Raw genomic sequence first — 14,731 nt, 5'->3', positions numbered from 1 at the left:
GATAAAAACGAAAAATAATAGCACGGATTAATTTCCATTGCAATAATGGCGATTTTTTCTCGACATGGTAATATGCGGTTTAAGATTAAATAGTTTGTTGTAAAACTAAATTAATATTGGATCGATGTATGTCATATCTTACTGATCTCGAGTTTCCAGCAGTAGAGGCTTTGATAGGCGGGGATGAAGAGTCCGCCTGGGTGCTAGATCGTGAGCGAAAGGTCGACCTTATTGTAAAAAATTATGGCATTTATTCGGCGCTTTCCATCAGACTGCTCGCAGTTGGCGGGCTCTATCGATGCAATCCAGAGATACTTCTGACAGAGAAGCATGCTGCAGATTGGTATATAAGTTTAGCGGGTTATTCAATAAAAACCCTTCGAAATTTGTCTGGTAGGTGTAGGCAGTTTGGTTTGAACCGACGACCTGAAGGTATGGTTAAAAAACTCAGAGAAGGGGGAGTCGTTTTACCAGCACAAATGCAAGCATTCTCTGATTGGGTGAACTTTGAAATTGACTCGCAGTTTGCTCCTGATAGCTGTGATGACAGAATGTTGGCGCTTTCTGTTGTGCTTATGATTCTAGGCGGGAGAATCATTGGTCAGAGTCAAAATATTGGTGGTAACGATGCGGTTGATATTCTTAAAGCATTGATTATTCAATGGTTCGAAGCTAGGGGTAGGGCAACTGATGTTGAGGTTGTATATGGTCTAGAGGAGTGGGTTGCACACTCTGCGTCTGTTTCAATTTCGGAAGTGAAGCGTATTCGTATTTCAGGGGTTCTGTTCTTCGAGTTTGTGAGTGGGGGAGATAGGCCTGATGTTAGAGTATTTAACCGGTCGGTGGAAGTGGCCGTCGGAGAAATTAAAGGTAGGAAAGATCTTTCTAATGCGTGGGAAAGTTGGCTGCCTGGTCTTTATAACCATTTGCGTACTTGGGCGGCAGAAAATATCGATCGCGGCCGACTGTTCTTCGGGACCTTGATTTCAGAAGAGATGGTGACAGGAAAGACTAGCCGAGGTACGACACATAATGGGCTTAAAGCCATGAAGAATCAAGGGCTGCTTCAAGGGGCATTTAATTTGTCAAATATTGTGAGTGGGGTGCCGCATGCGGTCGAACATTTTGATGGTCTGATGAAGCGCTTTGATAACTTGATTGCTCTTGACTGATAAATCTGTAGGGTATGTGTGGCTGAGTGTTTTGGTCTGTGCATTGGGGTATGTTGTTGTTTGTTTTTCACTGTGTCTGCTTGTGTGCTGGGTAGGATCGGTCCCTAGTATGGCGTAACAATATTTAACTAGCAGGCCCAGGGCGAACTTAGGATTATTCCTACTTTTTTGTAGTACATTTCCCAAGCATACTAATATGGTCTTACTGTCTGTTGCTGCTCGTCTATCAGACGGCTAGTCTCGCCAAGTCGCTACCAATCCAGCGACCGGCTTTGACAGGCCGCAGGTAGAACGAAGTCTCGTAGCAAGCCGTTATGGCGGCTGTACGTGGGGCACCTCGTGTGCGCCGGGTTTTCTTCGTCTCCTCGGTCTGTCAACCCACGTACAGCTGCCACCCTCTGTTTGACAGCAGGGTGTGGTGGCTCCACCGAGACGGAGAAACAACATGCTAAAGATCGTCCCCGATCCACCCCTACACGACAAATACACCACCCACACCCTCGAAGACCTCCTGGTCCAGATCTCCGAATACCTCGTCTGCGCCCTGACCGTCAGCCAGCAGACCGTCCTGCTCCACGCCAAACCCCCAGGCCAGGTCCTGACCCTCGCCGCCATGCACGAAATCGACAGCGCCCGCACCTTGGTGGAAGTAGCGCTGAGCCGCGTGCAATCCCGGCACTGACCTGGCGAGCCTGGGCTCGCACTTGATCTTCACCGATCAGGCCCCGCGCTGTTCGCGGGGCCGCAGGAGGAATGGTATGGAGAAGGAATTGCAAATCCCGCGCATCAAGAAACTCGCCACCACCGGCGTCGGGCATTTCGGCGAAGGCGCGCAGGCGGGTGTGCAAGACCCGCTGTTCCGCGTGGTGGCGGGGCATCCGCTGGACCATGCGGTGGAGCAGGCGACCGTGCTGATGTGTGCGGTGCACAAGATCAGTGATCTGGCGATGGTGGAGACTGATCATCTGCCTACGCTGCTGACGGCGGTGCATTACCTAAGTGGCATGGCCAAGGCGTTGGCCCAGGATGTAAATCATGGGCTGACGGTTCGTTTGCCGGCCGAATAGCGATTGAGTAAATCGCCCAGGCAATATTGCCTGGGCGCTTTCCCATTCTGACGTTGTGAGGGAATATTCAGCTGCACTAGTCCAGCGCTACCGAGCAACGTTGTGCGCTGTACCGCCGACGACACCGTATTCAGCTATAGGCCTGCCCATGGATGCGACCATTGAACCGAAGATCAAAAACGCACTGCACGATCTATTCGCCGCTGTTGGGCAACTGCAGGCTGCCTATCCTGGCAAGCCTTTTACCCTGGACGGCAGGTTGGTCGGCGATATCGGCGAGGTGGTGGCGAGTCTTGCGTACAGGCTGACGCTCAATGACGGGCTCACCAAGCATCACGATGCGGTGTGTGATGCGGGGCGTAATGTGCAAATCAAGACCACCTTCGGCACCACCCTGACATTCCCCGTGCACCACGTGCCTGACTATTACCTCGGTATTCGCATGAACCGGGACGGCACGTTTGAAGAGGTCTACAACGGTCCGGGCTACTTGATCCAGCAGCAACTGGCTGGGCGTAGGCCTACGCGTACGGGGTTGCATGGGAATCTGATGGCCATGCTCAGGCGGCTAAATGGCACGGTGGCTGAGCAGGATCGGATACCGCGGCGTTGAGCGGAGTTGGTTTGGTAGGGTAGGCCCCTAGGTCGCTACGAAGCAGGCCATGTGGTGGATGGCACCGGCTGCGCCGGTGTTCGCGGGCAAGCCCGCTCCCACAGGATTTGTTTTTCGCCTTGTCGCTATGGCGCCAGGTTCACGCCGTTACAGCGCCCCTTGGTGGAGAAATCGTTGATCTGCCGCGCCTTGTTCACCGACATCAGGATCGTACAGCCGCCAGGATGGGCCACGTCGTCCCAGTAATTGGTATGGACCATCACGTTGCCTTGCATCTCGGCGGTGCTGCCGACCACCTCCTTTTGCACGTAGGTGGTATCGCGGTACCAGCCCAACTGCACCCCAGCGCCGTCGGGCAACGGCTCCATGCGCATGGGCGGGCCGAAGAAGTCGATGGCCTGCTTGGCGTCGCGCCCTTGCCATTGGTTGCCTGCCATCAGCTCTGGCAGGGTCGGGATGCAGCCGGCCAACGTCGGCAGCAACAGGCCAAGGATCAGCAGAGGGCGCGTGCTCATCGTGGGGTGTTCGCCAGCATGTCGTCCAGCTCCTGCACCGCCTGGCTGTTGGCCTGCACGCCAATCAACTGGATGAACATGGCCTGGATGGTGGCAACCATCTTCGCCGCCGGCATCTTGCCGATCGACAGCATCTGGTTGCGCGCGCGGTTGTCGGGGGCGCAGACGAAGGCGAAGGTGCGCTGCAACCAGTAGTCCTTTGGTGCGGCCCAGTCTTTGGCGTTGGTTTTCACATCGCGCACGGCGCCGTCGAAGCGACGTATCGCCCGGGCGCTGTCCAGGCGGATCTGCCGCTGTTTGCACTTGACCTGCACCTCGTAAGCGGCGAGGGTCGGGAAGGCCGGGTCTTCAAACAGCTGCATGACCTGGGCAGATTGCACGCCACCGGGCTTTTGCAGGATGCCGGCGGCATCGGCGACGTAGACCTCGTTGTGCAGGCGTTCGCCTTTGCCGTAGATGATCCAGTAGTCGCCCGAGGCGGGTGCGGCCAGGGCCGGGGTGCTGCAGGTGAGGGCCAGGATGGCCAGCCATTGGCAGAAGGGGGGAAGTTTGCGACCCATGGAGTCCTTTCCTGGTTTTTGTAATCAAGAAGGGACTATACGAGCGCTGGGTGAGTCGGGTCGATTAGGGCGGTTGTGCTAATGGCCAAGGGCTTGTAGCGCGGTGAGGCAGTAAGCGGAGTCTTGGATGGTGGGTGGTTGGATTGTTTGAGGTTGGGGTTGTGGTTTGGGCGGCAATCGCCGGGACCGCTTTGCGGTCCTTTCGCGGCGCAAGGCCGCTCCTACAGGGGGGCGGCGTATGGATTGGCTGGCAGCTCATGGTCGAAGGGCAGGTTCGGGCCTGTTCGGGAGCAGGTGATCGCTGCGGCATGGATTGCGTAGGCGAGGATTGCATCGATGGTTTTATGGGGGAGCGTCGCCACACCGGTTGGGCTGTCTGCTCCTAGGCGAGCCAGGTAGGCGAGCACGGCGGCTTGGAAGGTGTCACCGGCGCCTACGGTGTCGCTTACTGGCAACGAGGTATCTGCTGGGCGCTGCCATGAGCCATGTGCGCAATGCACGCTGGCTCCATCTGCTCCATGGGTGATGAAAACCAGTCGGCAGCGCTCGTTCAGCCAGCCTCGGGCCACGTCCCGAGTCTCCCGGCCCGGATAGAGCAGGGCGATGTCTTCCTCACTGGCCTTGATCACATGCGCATGTCCGGCAAAGGCTTCCACCTGCCGCCGCCACAGCGCCACATCCGGCTGCGGATTAAGCCGCACATTCGGATCAAGGCTGATCAAGCGCCGGTCCCGCTCGCGCTCCACCAGCGCCAACAGCGTATCGGCTACGGGTTGCACCACCAGGGTGTACGAGCCCACATGCAACCCCCGCACACGCTCATCCAGCACCGGCAGATGCTCCAGCATCACCTGCCGATCCGCACACCCTTCACCGCGAAACTGATACTGCGCCGAGCCATTGGCATCCAGCCCGACCATGGCCAGGGTGGTCGGCGCAGCACTGGTCACCACGTAGCGGCAGTCCACCCGTTCCTCTTCCAGTACCCGGCGCAGCCGGGCGCCGAGGTAGTCGCTGGACAACCCGCCGAACAACGCCGATTCCACGCCCAGCCGGCGCAGGCCGACAGCGACGTTGAGCGGCGACCCGCCGGCAATCGCGGTAAACCCCAGCTCGCTGCTGCGGTTGCTGTTTTCCAGGCTGAAGACATCGAACAGGGCCTCGCCACACACCAGGTACATGCAGTTCTCCAGAACGATAGATAAGGGCAGGATACCTGCGCTCAGTGCGCAGGCAGTTGATCCCGGTAGCGTTGATAGGCGACCTCGTACTCGGCCTGTTGCGCCGGGCGGGGCAGGGTTCGGGTGCTTTCGTCGAGGGCGACGCAGCGTTGGCACAGGGTTTCGAGGTTGTCGCCCTGGCCCAGCTGGCGGCCGAGGCTCCAGGCGGCCTGAATTGCGGCGCCGAGGGCGGCGGCTTCTGTCTGTTGGGGGCATACCACCGGCAGGCCGAGCAGGTCGGCCAGTATCTGGCGCCAAAGCGGGCTTTTCGCCGCGCCGCCGACCAGGCGGATTTCGCTGCCTGGCAGGCCGCTGGCGCGCAGCAGGTCGAGGCCGTAACGCAGGCTGAAGCAGGTGCCTTCGAGCACGGCGCGACAAAGGTTGGCGCGGGTCAGGTTGGCACTGGTCATGCCGTGCAGGCTGGCCGTGGCTTCGGGCAGCGCGGGCACGCGTTCGCCGTCGAAGAAGGGCAGCATCAGCAGGCCGTCGGCGCCGATCGGGGCTTGGGCGGCGAGCTCAGTGAAGCGGTCGAGGTCGAGTTCCAGCAGGTCGCGCGCCAGGGCGCAGGCGCTGGTGAGGTTCATGGTGCAGATCAACGGCAACCAGCCGCCGCTGGAGGCGCAAAAGGTCGCTACTTCGCCCTGGGCGCTGACGTGGGGCTGGTCGGCATGGGCGGCCAGGGTGCCGGAGGTGCCGAGGCTCAGGGTGATCATGCCGGGGGCGATATTGCCGGTGCCGATGGCACCGAGCATGTTGTCGCCGCCGCCAGTGGCTACCAAAGTCTGTGGGCTCAGGCCGAGGGCAATGGCGGCCTGTTTGCGCAGGGTGCCGAGGCAATCGCCGGATTCGACCAGTTCAGGCAGCGCAGCCAAAAGACGCTCGCCGGGCTCGATGTGCTGAAGGACATCAGGCGCCCAGGTCCTGCTGCGCACATCGTAGTAGCCGGTGCCGGAGGCGTCGCCGGGCTCAGTACAGACGCGACCGCTCAGCCAGTAATTCAGGTAGTCGTGGGGCAGCAGGATATGGGCGAGGCGGGCGAACAGTTCGGGATGTTGGCGCTGGGTCCACAGCAACTTGGAAACGGTATAGCCCGGCGCGATCACCAGCCCGAGGCGTTCAAGCGAGCCCTGGGCGCCGCCGAGGGTATCGAGCAACTCCGCGTTCTCAGGCGCGCTTTCGGTGTCGCACCAAAGTTTGGCTGGGCGCAGCACCTGGCCTTGGGCGTCGAGCAGCACCAGGCTGTGTTGCTGGCCGGACACCGCCAATGCGCGAATGGCCTGGCCATCCACACCGGCATCGTGCAACGCAGCGGACACCGCCGTGCGCAGGGCTTGCAGCCAGTCGGCCGGGTCCTGCTCGCGTCGGCCATCTCGGCCTTGGGGTGGCGCATGGGCGGCGCTGCCCAGGCCCAGCACCTGGCCGCTGCCGGCGTCCAGCACCAGGGCCTTGGTGCCCTGGGTACCGCAGTCGATGCCGAGGAACAGTCCGTCCATTTCGAAAGCCTCCGTGTCAGTCGCCGAGGACCTGGCGCAGGGTTTCACTCACGCCGACTTCGCGCAAGCTGTCGTATAGGCGCTCGAAGGCGCTGACGAAGGCTTTGGATGCGGGGATCGCCGTGCCGAAGATCGCCTCGTCGCCGAGCACCCGGGCGGCCAGACCGTCGCGCTGCGCCACCCGGGCCTGGCAGTCGGCGGCGCGGGGGTCGGGGATGCTGTAGCGGGTGCCCTGTTCGTCCTCGCCGCGCAGGTACAGGGCCCAGGCGGCCACTACCAGGGCCACGCGCTCCAGGGGCTTGCCGTCGGCGATCAGGCGGTTGGCGGTGGGCACGATGAACTTGGGGAATTTCGACGAGCCGTCGGAGCACACGCGCTCCAGCTGGTCGGCGATGGCGCGGTTGGCGAAGCGTTCGGTGAGGCTGTGCTTGTAGCGCGTCAGGTCGATGCCCGGTACCGGGGCCAGTTGCGGGGTGACGTCCTGGTCCATGAAGGTGTGCATGTAGCGGCGCAGTAGCGGGTCGGCGAGGGTCTCGTGGACGAAGCGGTAGCCCTGCAAAAAGCCCAGGTAGGTGAGGGCCAGGTGGCTGCCGTTGAGCAGCTTGATCTTCATTTCTTCATAGGGCGTGACGTCGTCGGTGAACTGTACGCCGACCTGCTCCCAGGCCGGGCGGCCGGCGACGAACCTGTCTTCCACCACCCATTGCAAAAACGGTTCGCACACCACCGGCCAGGCATCGTCGACGCCGTGGCGCTCGAGCAGCTGCTGGCGGTGGGCGGGGCTGGTCATCGGGGTGATGCGGTCGACCATGGCATTGGGGAAGCTGACGTGGCCGTCGATCCAGCGGGCCAGGTCGTGGTTCTGCAGGTGGGCGAAGGCCAGCAGGGCCTTGCGGGCGACGTCGCCGTTGTGCGGGAGGTTGTCGCAGGACATCACCGTGAACGGCCCACTGCCGGCCTCGCGGCGGCGGCGCAGGGCTTCGCAGAGGAAGCCGAACACGCTCTGCGGGGCTTGCGGGTTGGCCAGGTCGTGCTGGATCTGCGGCAGGTCGGCGCGGAATTCGCCGGTGCTGTCGTCGATGCAGTAGCCGCCTTCGGTGATGGTCAGCGAGACGATGCGGATGTTGGGTTCGGCCAGTTTAACCAGCAGCGCTTCGGCGCCGTCCTCGGCCAGCAGCATGCCGTTGATCGCGGCGATCACGCGGATCTGGGTGTCGGGTTGGTCGCCCAGTTCGAACAGGGTGTAGAGGTGGTCTTGCGCGGTCAGCGCGTCGCGCATGGCGCGGTCTTCGCGGCGCAGGCCGGCGCCGCAGATGGCCCAGTCGAGGCCTTCGCCCAGGTTCATCAGGGCGTCGGTGTAGGCGGCCTGGTGGGCGCGGTGGAAGCCGCCGACGCCGATGTGCACGATGCCCTGGCGCAATTGGCTTGGGTCGTAGCTGGGGCGGGCGACGGTGGGGGGGAGGTGGTCTAGGTTGGGGTTGTTCAGTTTCATGCTGGGGGCATTCCTTTCGAGGTCGTAGGCCGTTGAGGCTGTTGATCGCGTGATGGCGGCGAGGTGCTTGGCGGTAGTTTTGTAGCGCTCTCGAGATCGAGCGCCGCCCGCGCGGCGCATCGCTGGCAAGCCAGCTCCCACATTTGTTTCGGGCCAGTCAATCCTGTGAGGTCTCCACTGTCCGCCTTGGTGCATGTCTCAAGTCTGGTGGTGCGGCATCAGCGCCAATGCTGAAACCGCGTCGTACAAACAAGGCGGACAGTGGAGATGGACCAGAAGTAACTGGCCCGAAACAGATGTGGGAGCTGGCTTGCCAGCGATGCGCCGCGCGGGCGGCGCTCGATCTCAAGAGCGCCACAACCCTCCCGCCGAACACCTCAGGCCACCTGCTGCAGACGCTTGTCGAGCGCCTGCCCATTGCTGTCAAACAGATGGCACTGGCTCGGATCAAATCCCAACTCCAGCGCCTCGCCATACCCCGGCGCAAAGTCCCCGCGCACGCGCACGGTGAGCATCTCGCCGGACGCGGCGCGCACATGGCAGTAGCTGTCGCTGCCCAGCCGCTCGCTGACATCGGCCGTCACCTGCAGCGAGCCCGGCGCGCCCTGGCACACCGGGCTGATGCTCAGGTGCTCGGGCCTGATCCCCAGGGTCACCTGGCTGCCGGTATGCAGCTCGCCCGCGCACAGCGGCAGGGCGATGCGCGCACCACATTCGAGGGCTACCTCGCACTGGTTGCCCTGGTTACGGCTCAGGTGGCCACGCAGGAAGCCCATCTTCGGCGTACCGAGAAACCCTGCGACGAACAGGTTGGCCGGATGGTGGTACAGCTCCAGCGGCGAGCCCACTTGCTCGACGCGCCCGCCGTTGAGCACCACCACCTTGTCGGCCAGGGTCATGGCCTCGACCTGGTCGTGGGTCACGTAGATCATCGTCGCGGCCAGCTCCTGGTGCAGGCGCGCCAGCTCCAGGCGCATCTGCACGCGCAGGGCGGCGTCGAGGTTGGACAGCGGCTCGTCGAACAGGAAGATCTTCGGGTTGCGCACGATGGCGCGGCCGATCGCCACCCGCTGGCGCTGGCCGCCGGAGAGCTGGCGCGGCTTGCGTTCGAGCAGCGGTTGCAGCTCGAGGATGCACGCGGCGTTGTCGACCTTGGCGGTGACCTCGTGCTTCGCGACGCCGGCCAGGTCCAGGGCGAACGACAGGTTCTTGCGCACGGTCATGTGCGGGTACAGGGCGTAGGTCTGGAACACCATGGCCAGGTCGCGCTTGGCCGGGGCGGTGTCGGTGATGTCGGCGCCGTCTAGGGTGATGCTGCCGCTGCTGACCTCCTCGAGGCCGGCGATCAGGCGCAGCAGGGTGGACTTGCCGCAGCCGGAGGGGCCGACGAACACCACGAACTCGCGGTCGCGCACGTCCAGGTCGATGCCCTTGATGATGGCGTGGCCATCGAAGCCTTTGTGCAGGTTGCGGATTTTCAGGTCAGCCATGGCTAGTCACCTCTGTGGTGGCCGGTTGATTGAATGAGGGTCTGTGGGGATTACTGGCTTGCAAAGGGGCCGCTTTGCGGCCCATCGCTGGCAAGCCAGCTCCCACAACGGAATTGCGAAGCCAGGTCATTTCACAGCACCGAAGGAGAGCCCGCGCACCAGCTGCTTCTGGCTGATCCAGCCAAAGATCAGGATCGGCGCGCAGGCCAGGGTCGAGACGGCCGAGAGCTTGGCCCAGAACAGCCCTTCGGGGCTGGAGTAGGAGGCCACCAGCGCGGTCAGCGGGGCGGCGGCGGACGAGGTCAGGTTGAGCGACCAGAACGCCTCGTTCCAGCACAGGATCAGCGACAGCAGCAGGGTCGAGGCCAGCCCGCCGCGGGCGATCGGCAGCAGCACGCGGACGATCTCCTGCCAGGTGCCGGCGCCATCCAGACGCGCCGCTTCGAGGATGTCCACGGGGATGTCCTTGAAGTAGGTGTACACCATCCACACCACGATCGGCAGGTTGATCAGGGTGTAGACGATGACCAGCGCCAGGCGCGAATCCAGCAGGCCAAACTGCTTGGCCAGCAGGTAGATCGGCATCAGCACGCCCACCGGCGGCAGCATCTTGGTCGACAGCATCCACAGCAGCGTGCGCTTGGTGTGGCGGGTTTCGAAGAAGGCCATGGAGTAGGCGGCCGGCACGGCGATAAGCATGCACAGCAGGGTCGCCGAGAACGAGATCAGCACCGAGTTCCAGGCGTAGGCGAAGTAGTCGCTGCGCTCGTTGATGTGCAGGTAGTTCTCCAGCGTCGGCGCGAAGATGAACTGCGGCGGCGTGGCGAAGGCGTCCAGCTCGGTCTTGAAGCTGGTCAGCAGCATCCAGAAAATCGGGAAGAAGATCACCAGGGCGATGGCCCAGCACAGCAGGCCGAGCAGGGCGTTCTTCAGGGTGCGGGTTTGCTTGAGTGTCAGCATGGCGGGCTCCTCAGCTGCGCGCGGTGAGGTTCTTGCCGATCATGCGGACCAGCACGATGGCGGCAATATTGGCGATCAGCACGGCGATCAGGCCACCGGCCGAGGCCATGCCGACGTCGAACTGCAGCAGCGCCTGGTTGTAGATCAGGTAGGCGAGGTTGGTGGACTCGTATCCGGGGCCGCCGCTGGTGGTGGTGAAGATCTCGGCGAACACCGACAGCAGGAAGATGGTCTCGATCATCACCACCACGGCGATGGGCCGCGCCAGGTGTGGCAGGGTCAGGTGCCAGAAGATCGCCAAGGGGCCTGCGCCATCCAGGCGCGCGGCTTCCTTCTGCTCCTGGTCCAGCGACTGCATGGCGGTCATCAGGATCAGGATGGCGAACGGCAGCCATTGCCACGACACGATCAGGATGATCGACAGCAGCGGGTAGTGCGCCAGCCAGTCCACCGGTTGCGCGCCGAACAGGCGCCACACGGCGGCGAGGATGCCCGACACCGGGTGGAAGATCAGGTTCTTCCACAGCAGCGCGCTGACCGTGGGCATGATGAAGAACGGCGAGATCAACAGCACCCGCACCACGCCGCGGCCCCAGAACTCGCCGGCCTCCAGCAGCGCGGCAATCAGCACGCCGAGCACCACGCTGATCGCCAGCACGCTGCCGACCAGGGTCAGGGTATTCAGGGCGCCGGGCATGAAGCCGGCGTCGGTGATGAAGAAGGCGAAGTTCTCCAGGCCCACGAACTGGTTTTCGCCGGGGTACAGCAGGTTGTAGCGGATCAGCGAGAAATACAGGGTCATGCCCAGGGGCACGATCATCCACAACAGCAGCAGCGCCACCGAAGGGCTGACCAGGAACCAGCCGGGGCCGACGCGGCGTTTGCCGGGGCGTGCGGTGGCGAGGCTCGGGGTGTCGAGGGCCGATGTGTTCATGGCGACTCCGTGTGCAGCAAAAAGGGGCGGCCGCCGCGCCGGGGTTCGGCGCGGTCGGGGGGCGCTGCGGGTTACTTGGGGTAACCGGCGCGCTTCATCTCGCGTTCGGTGGATTGCTGGGCCGAGGCCAGCACCTGGTCCACCTTCATCTGCCCGGTGAGGGCGGCGGCGAACAGCTTGCCGACCTGGGTGCCGATGGCCTGGAACTCGGGGATGGTCACCAGCTGGATACCGACGTAGGGCACGGGCTTGAGGGTGGGGTGGTTGGGGTCGACGCGCTTGAGTGATTCGAGGGTGACCTTGGCGAATGGCGCGGCGGCCAGGTACGCGTCGTTGTAGGTCGAGGCGCGGGTGCCGGGCGGCACGTTGGCCACGCCTTCTTTCTCGGCCACCAGCTTGCCGTAGGCCTCGGAGGTGGCCCAGGTGGCGAACGTCCTGGCGGCGTCCTTGGATTTGGAACTGGTGGGGATCGCCAGTGCCCAGGAATACAGCCAGGTGGCGCCCTTGTCGGTGACTTCCTTGGGCGCGAAGGTGAAGCCGACCTGGTCGGCGACCTTGCTCTGGGTCTTGTCGGTGACGAACGAGCCGGCGACGCTGGCGTCGACCCACATCGCGCACTTGCCGCTGTTGAACAGCGCGAGGTTTTCGTTGAAGCCGTTGCTGGAGGCGCCGGGCGGGCCGTATTGCTTGAGGGTGTTCACATAGAAATTCAGCGCGTTCTTCCATTCGCTGCCGCTGAACTCGGGTTTCCATTGCTCATCGAACCAGCGTGCGCCGAAGGCATTGGCCACGGTGCCGATCAGCGCCATGTTCTCGCCCCAGCCGGCCTTGCCGCGCAGGCAGATGCCGTACTGGCCCTGGTCGGGCTGGTTGAGCTTGGCGGCGAACTCGCCGAGCTGGGTCCAGGTGGGTTGCTCGGGCATGCTCAGCCCGGCTTGCTCGAACAGGTCCTTGCGGTAGTAGGTGATCGAGGCTTCGGCATAGAAGGGCAGGGCGTACAGCGTGCCGTTGGCCGAGAGGCCGTTGCGCACCGAGGGGAACACGTCGTCGAGGTTGTAGTCGGCGGGCAGGTCGGTCATCGGCGCCAGCCAGCCCTTGGCACCCCACAGCGCGGCTTCGTACATGCCGATGGTCAGCACGTCGAACTGGCCGCCCTGGGTGGCGATATCGGTGGTCAGGCGCTGGCGCAGCACGTTCTCTTCAAGCACCACCCACTTGAGCTGGATGTCCGGGTGCTGCTGCTCGAACACCTTGGCCAGGCGTTGCATGCGGATCATGTCGTTGTTGTTGACCGTGGCGATGGTCAGGGTGTCGGCGGCCTGGGCATGCAGCGGCAGGCTGAGGCAGGCGGCGGCCAGGCAGGCCTTGATCGAGTCGTTCATCAGTGAACTCCCTTATTGTTTTTGTATCGCTCGGCGCTGATTACACCCGTGCACGGCGATGCCGACAAAGCCTCGCCTGCACCTTGGCTGATACTTTTTTGCAGTGGATGCGGAGTGTCTGCAGGAGCGGCTTCAGCCGCGATCACCCACGAAGTGGGTGCCAGACACCGCAGCGCCTGCATCGCGGCTGAAGCCGCTCCTACAGGTTCCCACCCAGATGCCGGGCAAGATCAGGCGCGGTTCTGCTCGGTCAGCCGCTGGGTCACCAGGCTGCGGTAGTCGGAAGGGGTCATGCCCTTGAGTTGCAGGAAGCGTCGGTTGAAGTTCGACAGGTTGCTGAAGCCCGATTCGAAGCACACCTCGGTCACCGGCAGTTCGCCCTTGGCCAGCAGCTCGCACGACTTGCTCACCCGCAGCCGGTTGACGAACTCGACGAAGCCACGCCCGGCGGCCTGCTTGAAAAACCGCGAGAAGTAGGTCGGCGTCATGCCCAGGTGCTCGGCCACCTCGTTCTGGCTCAGGTCCTGGGCATAGTGCTGGAAGATGTAGTCCACCGCCCGATTGATACGCTCGACGTTGTGTTCGTCGGCCAGCTGCGAAGAGGTGACGGTGGACAGCAGTTGGTAGTCCTCGCAGGCGGCGAGCTGTTCCATGAGGATAAAAAAGTATCCCAGGCGGGTCATGCCGCGGCTGTCGGCGATACGTTGCAGCAGTTGGCGGCTCTCGTTGATCAGTGCCGGGTCGCGGAACTCGATGCCATAGCGTGCCCGCGCCAGCAGCGGTGCCAGCTGGGTGAGCTCGGCGAACACCTGGCTGCCCTCTTCAAGCACCTCGTCAGTGAAGTTGACCAGCATGTCGCGCTTGCCCACCACTTCGTCGGGGCCGACCTGGCTGATCCAGTTGTGCGGCAGGTTGGGGCCGGTGAGGAACAGCGTGTCGGGGGCGAAATTGCCGATGTAGTCGCCGATGAACACCTTGCCGGCGCTGGCGACGATCAGGTGCAGCTCGTACTCCTTGTGGAAGTGCCAACGCACCAGCGGGCTGGGGAAACCGTGCTGGCGGTAGATCAGCGAGGCGCCTTCGTGGTCGTCCATCAGCTCGTAGGACGGGTCGGTGACTTTGCTCGTTCTGGGCATGGCGGTGACTGGGCCTGGAGGGGCGAGGTGTCATCGTAGCCTGAAGTTGCGGAGCAGCGCACATTGTTGTAGCCGCGTGCTTTGCCATGGACCTGTTCAGGCGGTTGCTCAGGCAAATTCTGTAGGTCCTACAGCCATTCTTCCGTAGTTCATGTAGTCCTTTTCCTAAAGGTAGCTTTTCCACCCGCCAGGCCGTTGTAGCGAGTGAATAGGCCCTTTAGTCTCGCCCTGCTCGTCGTGTTTCGCCGTCCGGGGTTGGCCGGGCCTTTGGGCAGAGCACCGCGCAGGGATCGCGCGGTTTGGCCCGCTGGCCCCGGGCGGTGAGACGCGACGGGCTCTTTCTTTTTTCAGGGGGTGGGGTCATGGACAAGGACGAACAAACAAAGCGCAGCGGCGAACTGAAAATCGTCAGCCTGGTCGGCCGTACCCGGCGCCGTTCGGTACGCGACTGGGTGCAGGCGATACCGGGGTTGCCGACGGCCGAGGTGCTGCAGGAAACGTCGATCATCCTGGGCTGTATCACCGCGCTCACGTACCAGGCGTTGAGCCAGCCGAAAGAGGCACAGACGCTGATGCGCGCCACGTACTACCTCAGCGGGATGGCCAAGGCGATGATCGACGGGCAGTTGCCGGCGACCGAAAAACATCGCGACCATTGAATTTGATCAGACTGTGAGCGGCCCCTTCCGAGGCAGGA

The 14,731-nt window shown here is 62.8% G+C and carries 15 protein-coding genes; 5 read left to right on the top strand and 10 right to left on the bottom strand.

Annotated elements, in window-relative coordinates:
* Window positions 1-128: 128 nt before the first annotated feature.
* The 4 genes from CCOS191_RS27995 (at window position 129) to CCOS191_RS15965 (ending at window position 2,852) form a co-directional block, all read left to right on the top strand.
* Complete coding sequence (locus CCOS191_RS27995) at window positions 129-1,172, top strand: hypothetical protein (protein WP_134694182.1); 1,044 nt, start codon at window positions 129-131, stop codon at window positions 1,170-1,172.
* A gap of 445 nt (window positions 1,173-1,617) precedes the next feature.
* Window positions 1,618-1,854 (top strand): hypothetical protein, encoded by a 237-nt coding sequence (locus CCOS191_RS15975; protein WP_028688843.1) that lies wholly within the window; start codon window positions 1,618-1,620, stop codon window positions 1,852-1,854.
* A gap of 76 nt (window positions 1,855-1,930) precedes the next feature.
* Complete coding sequence (locus CCOS191_RS15970; protein WP_052752622.1) at window positions 1,931-2,239, top strand: DUF3077 domain-containing protein; 309 nt, start codon at window positions 1,931-1,933, stop codon at window positions 2,237-2,239.
* A 148-nt stretch (window positions 2,240-2,387) separates the two neighbouring features.
* The gene (locus CCOS191_RS15965; protein ID WP_046856063.1) at window positions 2,388-2,852 is read left to right on the top strand and encodes a DUF6998 domain-containing protein; all 465 of its coding nucleotides are present in this window, start codon (window positions 2,388-2,390) and stop codon (window positions 2,850-2,852) included.
* A 125-nt stretch (window positions 2,853-2,977) separates the two neighbouring features.
* Here the strand turns inward: CCOS191_RS15965 and CCOS191_RS15960 are convergent, their stop codons facing one another.
* From CCOS191_RS15960 to CCOS191_RS15915, 10 genes are all read right to left on the bottom strand, one after another.
* Window positions 2,978-3,367, bottom strand: a complete 390-nt coding sequence (locus CCOS191_RS15960; protein WP_046856062.1) for a hypothetical protein — start codon at window positions 3,365-3,367, stop codon at window positions 2,978-2,980.
* Complete coding sequence (locus CCOS191_RS15955) at window positions 3,364-3,927, bottom strand: hypothetical protein (RefSeq protein WP_046856061.1); 564 nt, start codon at window positions 3,925-3,927, stop codon at window positions 3,364-3,366. Before CCOS191_RS15955 ends, CCOS191_RS15960 begins: the two co-directional genes overlap by 4 nt.
* Before the next feature lie 221 nt (window positions 3,928-4,148).
* A complete protein-coding gene (locus tag CCOS191_RS15950; protein ID WP_046856060.1) occupies window positions 4,149-5,108 on the bottom strand; it encodes a carbohydrate kinase family protein in 960 nt (319 codons plus the stop codon).
* A 41-nt stretch (window positions 5,109-5,149) separates the two neighbouring features.
* The gene (xylB, locus tag CCOS191_RS15945) at window positions 5,150-6,640 is read right to left on the bottom strand and encodes a xylulokinase (protein ID WP_046856059.1); all 1,491 of its coding nucleotides are present in this window, start codon (window positions 6,638-6,640) and stop codon (window positions 5,150-5,152) included.
* Window positions 6,641-6,656: 16 nt separating this feature from the next.
* Window positions 6,657-8,132 (bottom strand): mannitol dehydrogenase family protein, encoded by a 1,476-nt coding sequence (locus CCOS191_RS15940; protein WP_046856058.1) that lies wholly within the window; start codon window positions 8,130-8,132, stop codon window positions 6,657-6,659.
* A 377-nt stretch (window positions 8,133-8,509) separates the two neighbouring features.
* On the bottom strand, window positions 8,510-9,622 hold the full coding sequence (locus tag CCOS191_RS15935; protein WP_046856057.1) for an ABC transporter ATP-binding protein: 1,113 nt from the start codon (window positions 9,620-9,622) through the stop codon (window positions 8,510-8,512).
* 126 nt (window positions 9,623-9,748) lie between these two features.
* Entirely contained in the window at window positions 9,749-10,582 is an 834-nt protein-coding gene (locus CCOS191_RS15930; protein WP_046856056.1) for a carbohydrate ABC transporter permease, read from the bottom strand.
* Between the two features lie 10 nt (window positions 10,583-10,592).
* On the bottom strand, window positions 10,593-11,516 hold the full coding sequence (locus tag CCOS191_RS15925) for a carbohydrate ABC transporter permease (protein WP_046856055.1): 924 nt from the start codon (window positions 11,514-11,516) through the stop codon (window positions 10,593-10,595).
* 71 nt (window positions 11,517-11,587) lie between these two features.
* Window positions 11,588-12,898 (bottom strand): ABC transporter substrate-binding protein, encoded by a 1,311-nt coding sequence (locus CCOS191_RS15920; protein ID WP_046856054.1) that lies wholly within the window; start codon window positions 12,896-12,898, stop codon window positions 11,588-11,590.
* 230 nt (window positions 12,899-13,128) lie between these two features.
* A complete protein-coding gene (locus CCOS191_RS15915; protein ID WP_046856053.1) occupies window positions 13,129-14,034 on the bottom strand; it encodes an AraC family transcriptional regulator in 906 nt (301 codons plus the stop codon).
* A 362-nt stretch (window positions 14,035-14,396) separates the two neighbouring features.
* Between CCOS191_RS15915 and CCOS191_RS15910 the strand changes: the two genes are divergently transcribed.
* Window positions 14,397-14,693, top strand: coding sequence for a DUF3077 domain-containing protein (locus CCOS191_RS15910; RefSeq protein ID WP_046856052.1), 297 nt, complete (start codon window positions 14,397-14,399; stop codon window positions 14,691-14,693).
* The last annotated feature ends 38 nt before the right edge of the window (window positions 14,694-14,731 follow it).

Source organism: Pseudomonas sp. CCOS 191, assembly GCF_001007005.1.
In the GTDB taxonomy this organism is placed as follows: Bacteria; Pseudomonadota; Gammaproteobacteria; order Pseudomonadales; family Pseudomonadaceae; genus Aquipseudomonas; species Aquipseudomonas soli.
The sequence above is the reverse complement of the archived record's forward strand: the minus strand, read 5'-3'. Positions and strand labels throughout refer to the sequence as shown.

Coding starts and splice junctions, on each gene's coding strand:
- CCOS191_RS27995 (WP_134694182.1), top strand. CDS start 129: ATGTCATATCTTACTGATCTCGAGTTTCCAGCAGTAGAGGCTTTGATA.
- CCOS191_RS15975 (WP_028688843.1), top strand. CDS start 1,618: ATGCTAAAGATCGTCCCCGATCCACCCCTACACGACAAATACACCACC.
- CCOS191_RS15970 (WP_052752622.1), top strand. CDS start 1,931: ATGGAGAAGGAATTGCAAATCCCGCGCATCAAGAAACTCGCCACCACC.
- CCOS191_RS15965 (WP_046856063.1), top strand. CDS start 2,388: ATGGATGCGACCATTGAACCGAAGATCAAAAACGCACTGCACGATCTA.
- CCOS191_RS15960 (WP_046856062.1), bottom strand. CDS start 3,367: ATGAGCACGCGCCCTCTGCTGATCCTTGGCCTGTTGCTGCCGACGTTG.
- CCOS191_RS15955 (WP_046856061.1), bottom strand. CDS start 3,927: ATGGGTCGCAAACTTCCCCCCTTCTGCCAATGGCTGGCCATCCTGGCC.
- CCOS191_RS15950 (WP_046856060.1), bottom strand. CDS start 5,108: ATGTACCTGGTGTGTGGCGAGGCCCTGTTCGATGTCTTCAGCCTGGAA.
- xylB (WP_046856059.1), bottom strand. CDS start 6,640: ATGGACGGACTGTTCCTCGGCATCGACTGCGGTACCCAGGGCACCAAG.
- CCOS191_RS15940 (WP_046856058.1), bottom strand. CDS start 8,132: ATGAAACTGAACAACCCCAACCTAGACCACCTCCCCCCCACCGTCGCC.
- CCOS191_RS15935 (WP_046856057.1), bottom strand. CDS start 9,622: ATGGCTGACCTGAAAATCCGCAACCTGCACAAAGGCTTCGATGGCCAC.
- CCOS191_RS15930 (WP_046856056.1), bottom strand. CDS start 10,582: ATGCTGACACTCAAGCAAACCCGCACCCTGAAGAACGCCCTGCTCGGC.
- CCOS191_RS15925 (WP_046856055.1), bottom strand. CDS start 11,516: ATGAACACATCGGCCCTCGACACCCCGAGCCTCGCCACCGCACGCCCC.
- CCOS191_RS15920 (WP_046856054.1), bottom strand. CDS start 12,898: ATGAACGACTCGATCAAGGCCTGCCTGGCCGCCGCCTGCCTCAGCCTG.
- CCOS191_RS15915 (WP_046856053.1), bottom strand. CDS start 14,034: ATGCCCAGAACGAGCAAAGTCACCGACCCGTCCTACGAGCTGATGGAC.
- CCOS191_RS15910 (WP_046856052.1), top strand. CDS start 14,397: ATGGACAAGGACGAACAAACAAAGCGCAGCGGCGAACTGAAAATCGTC.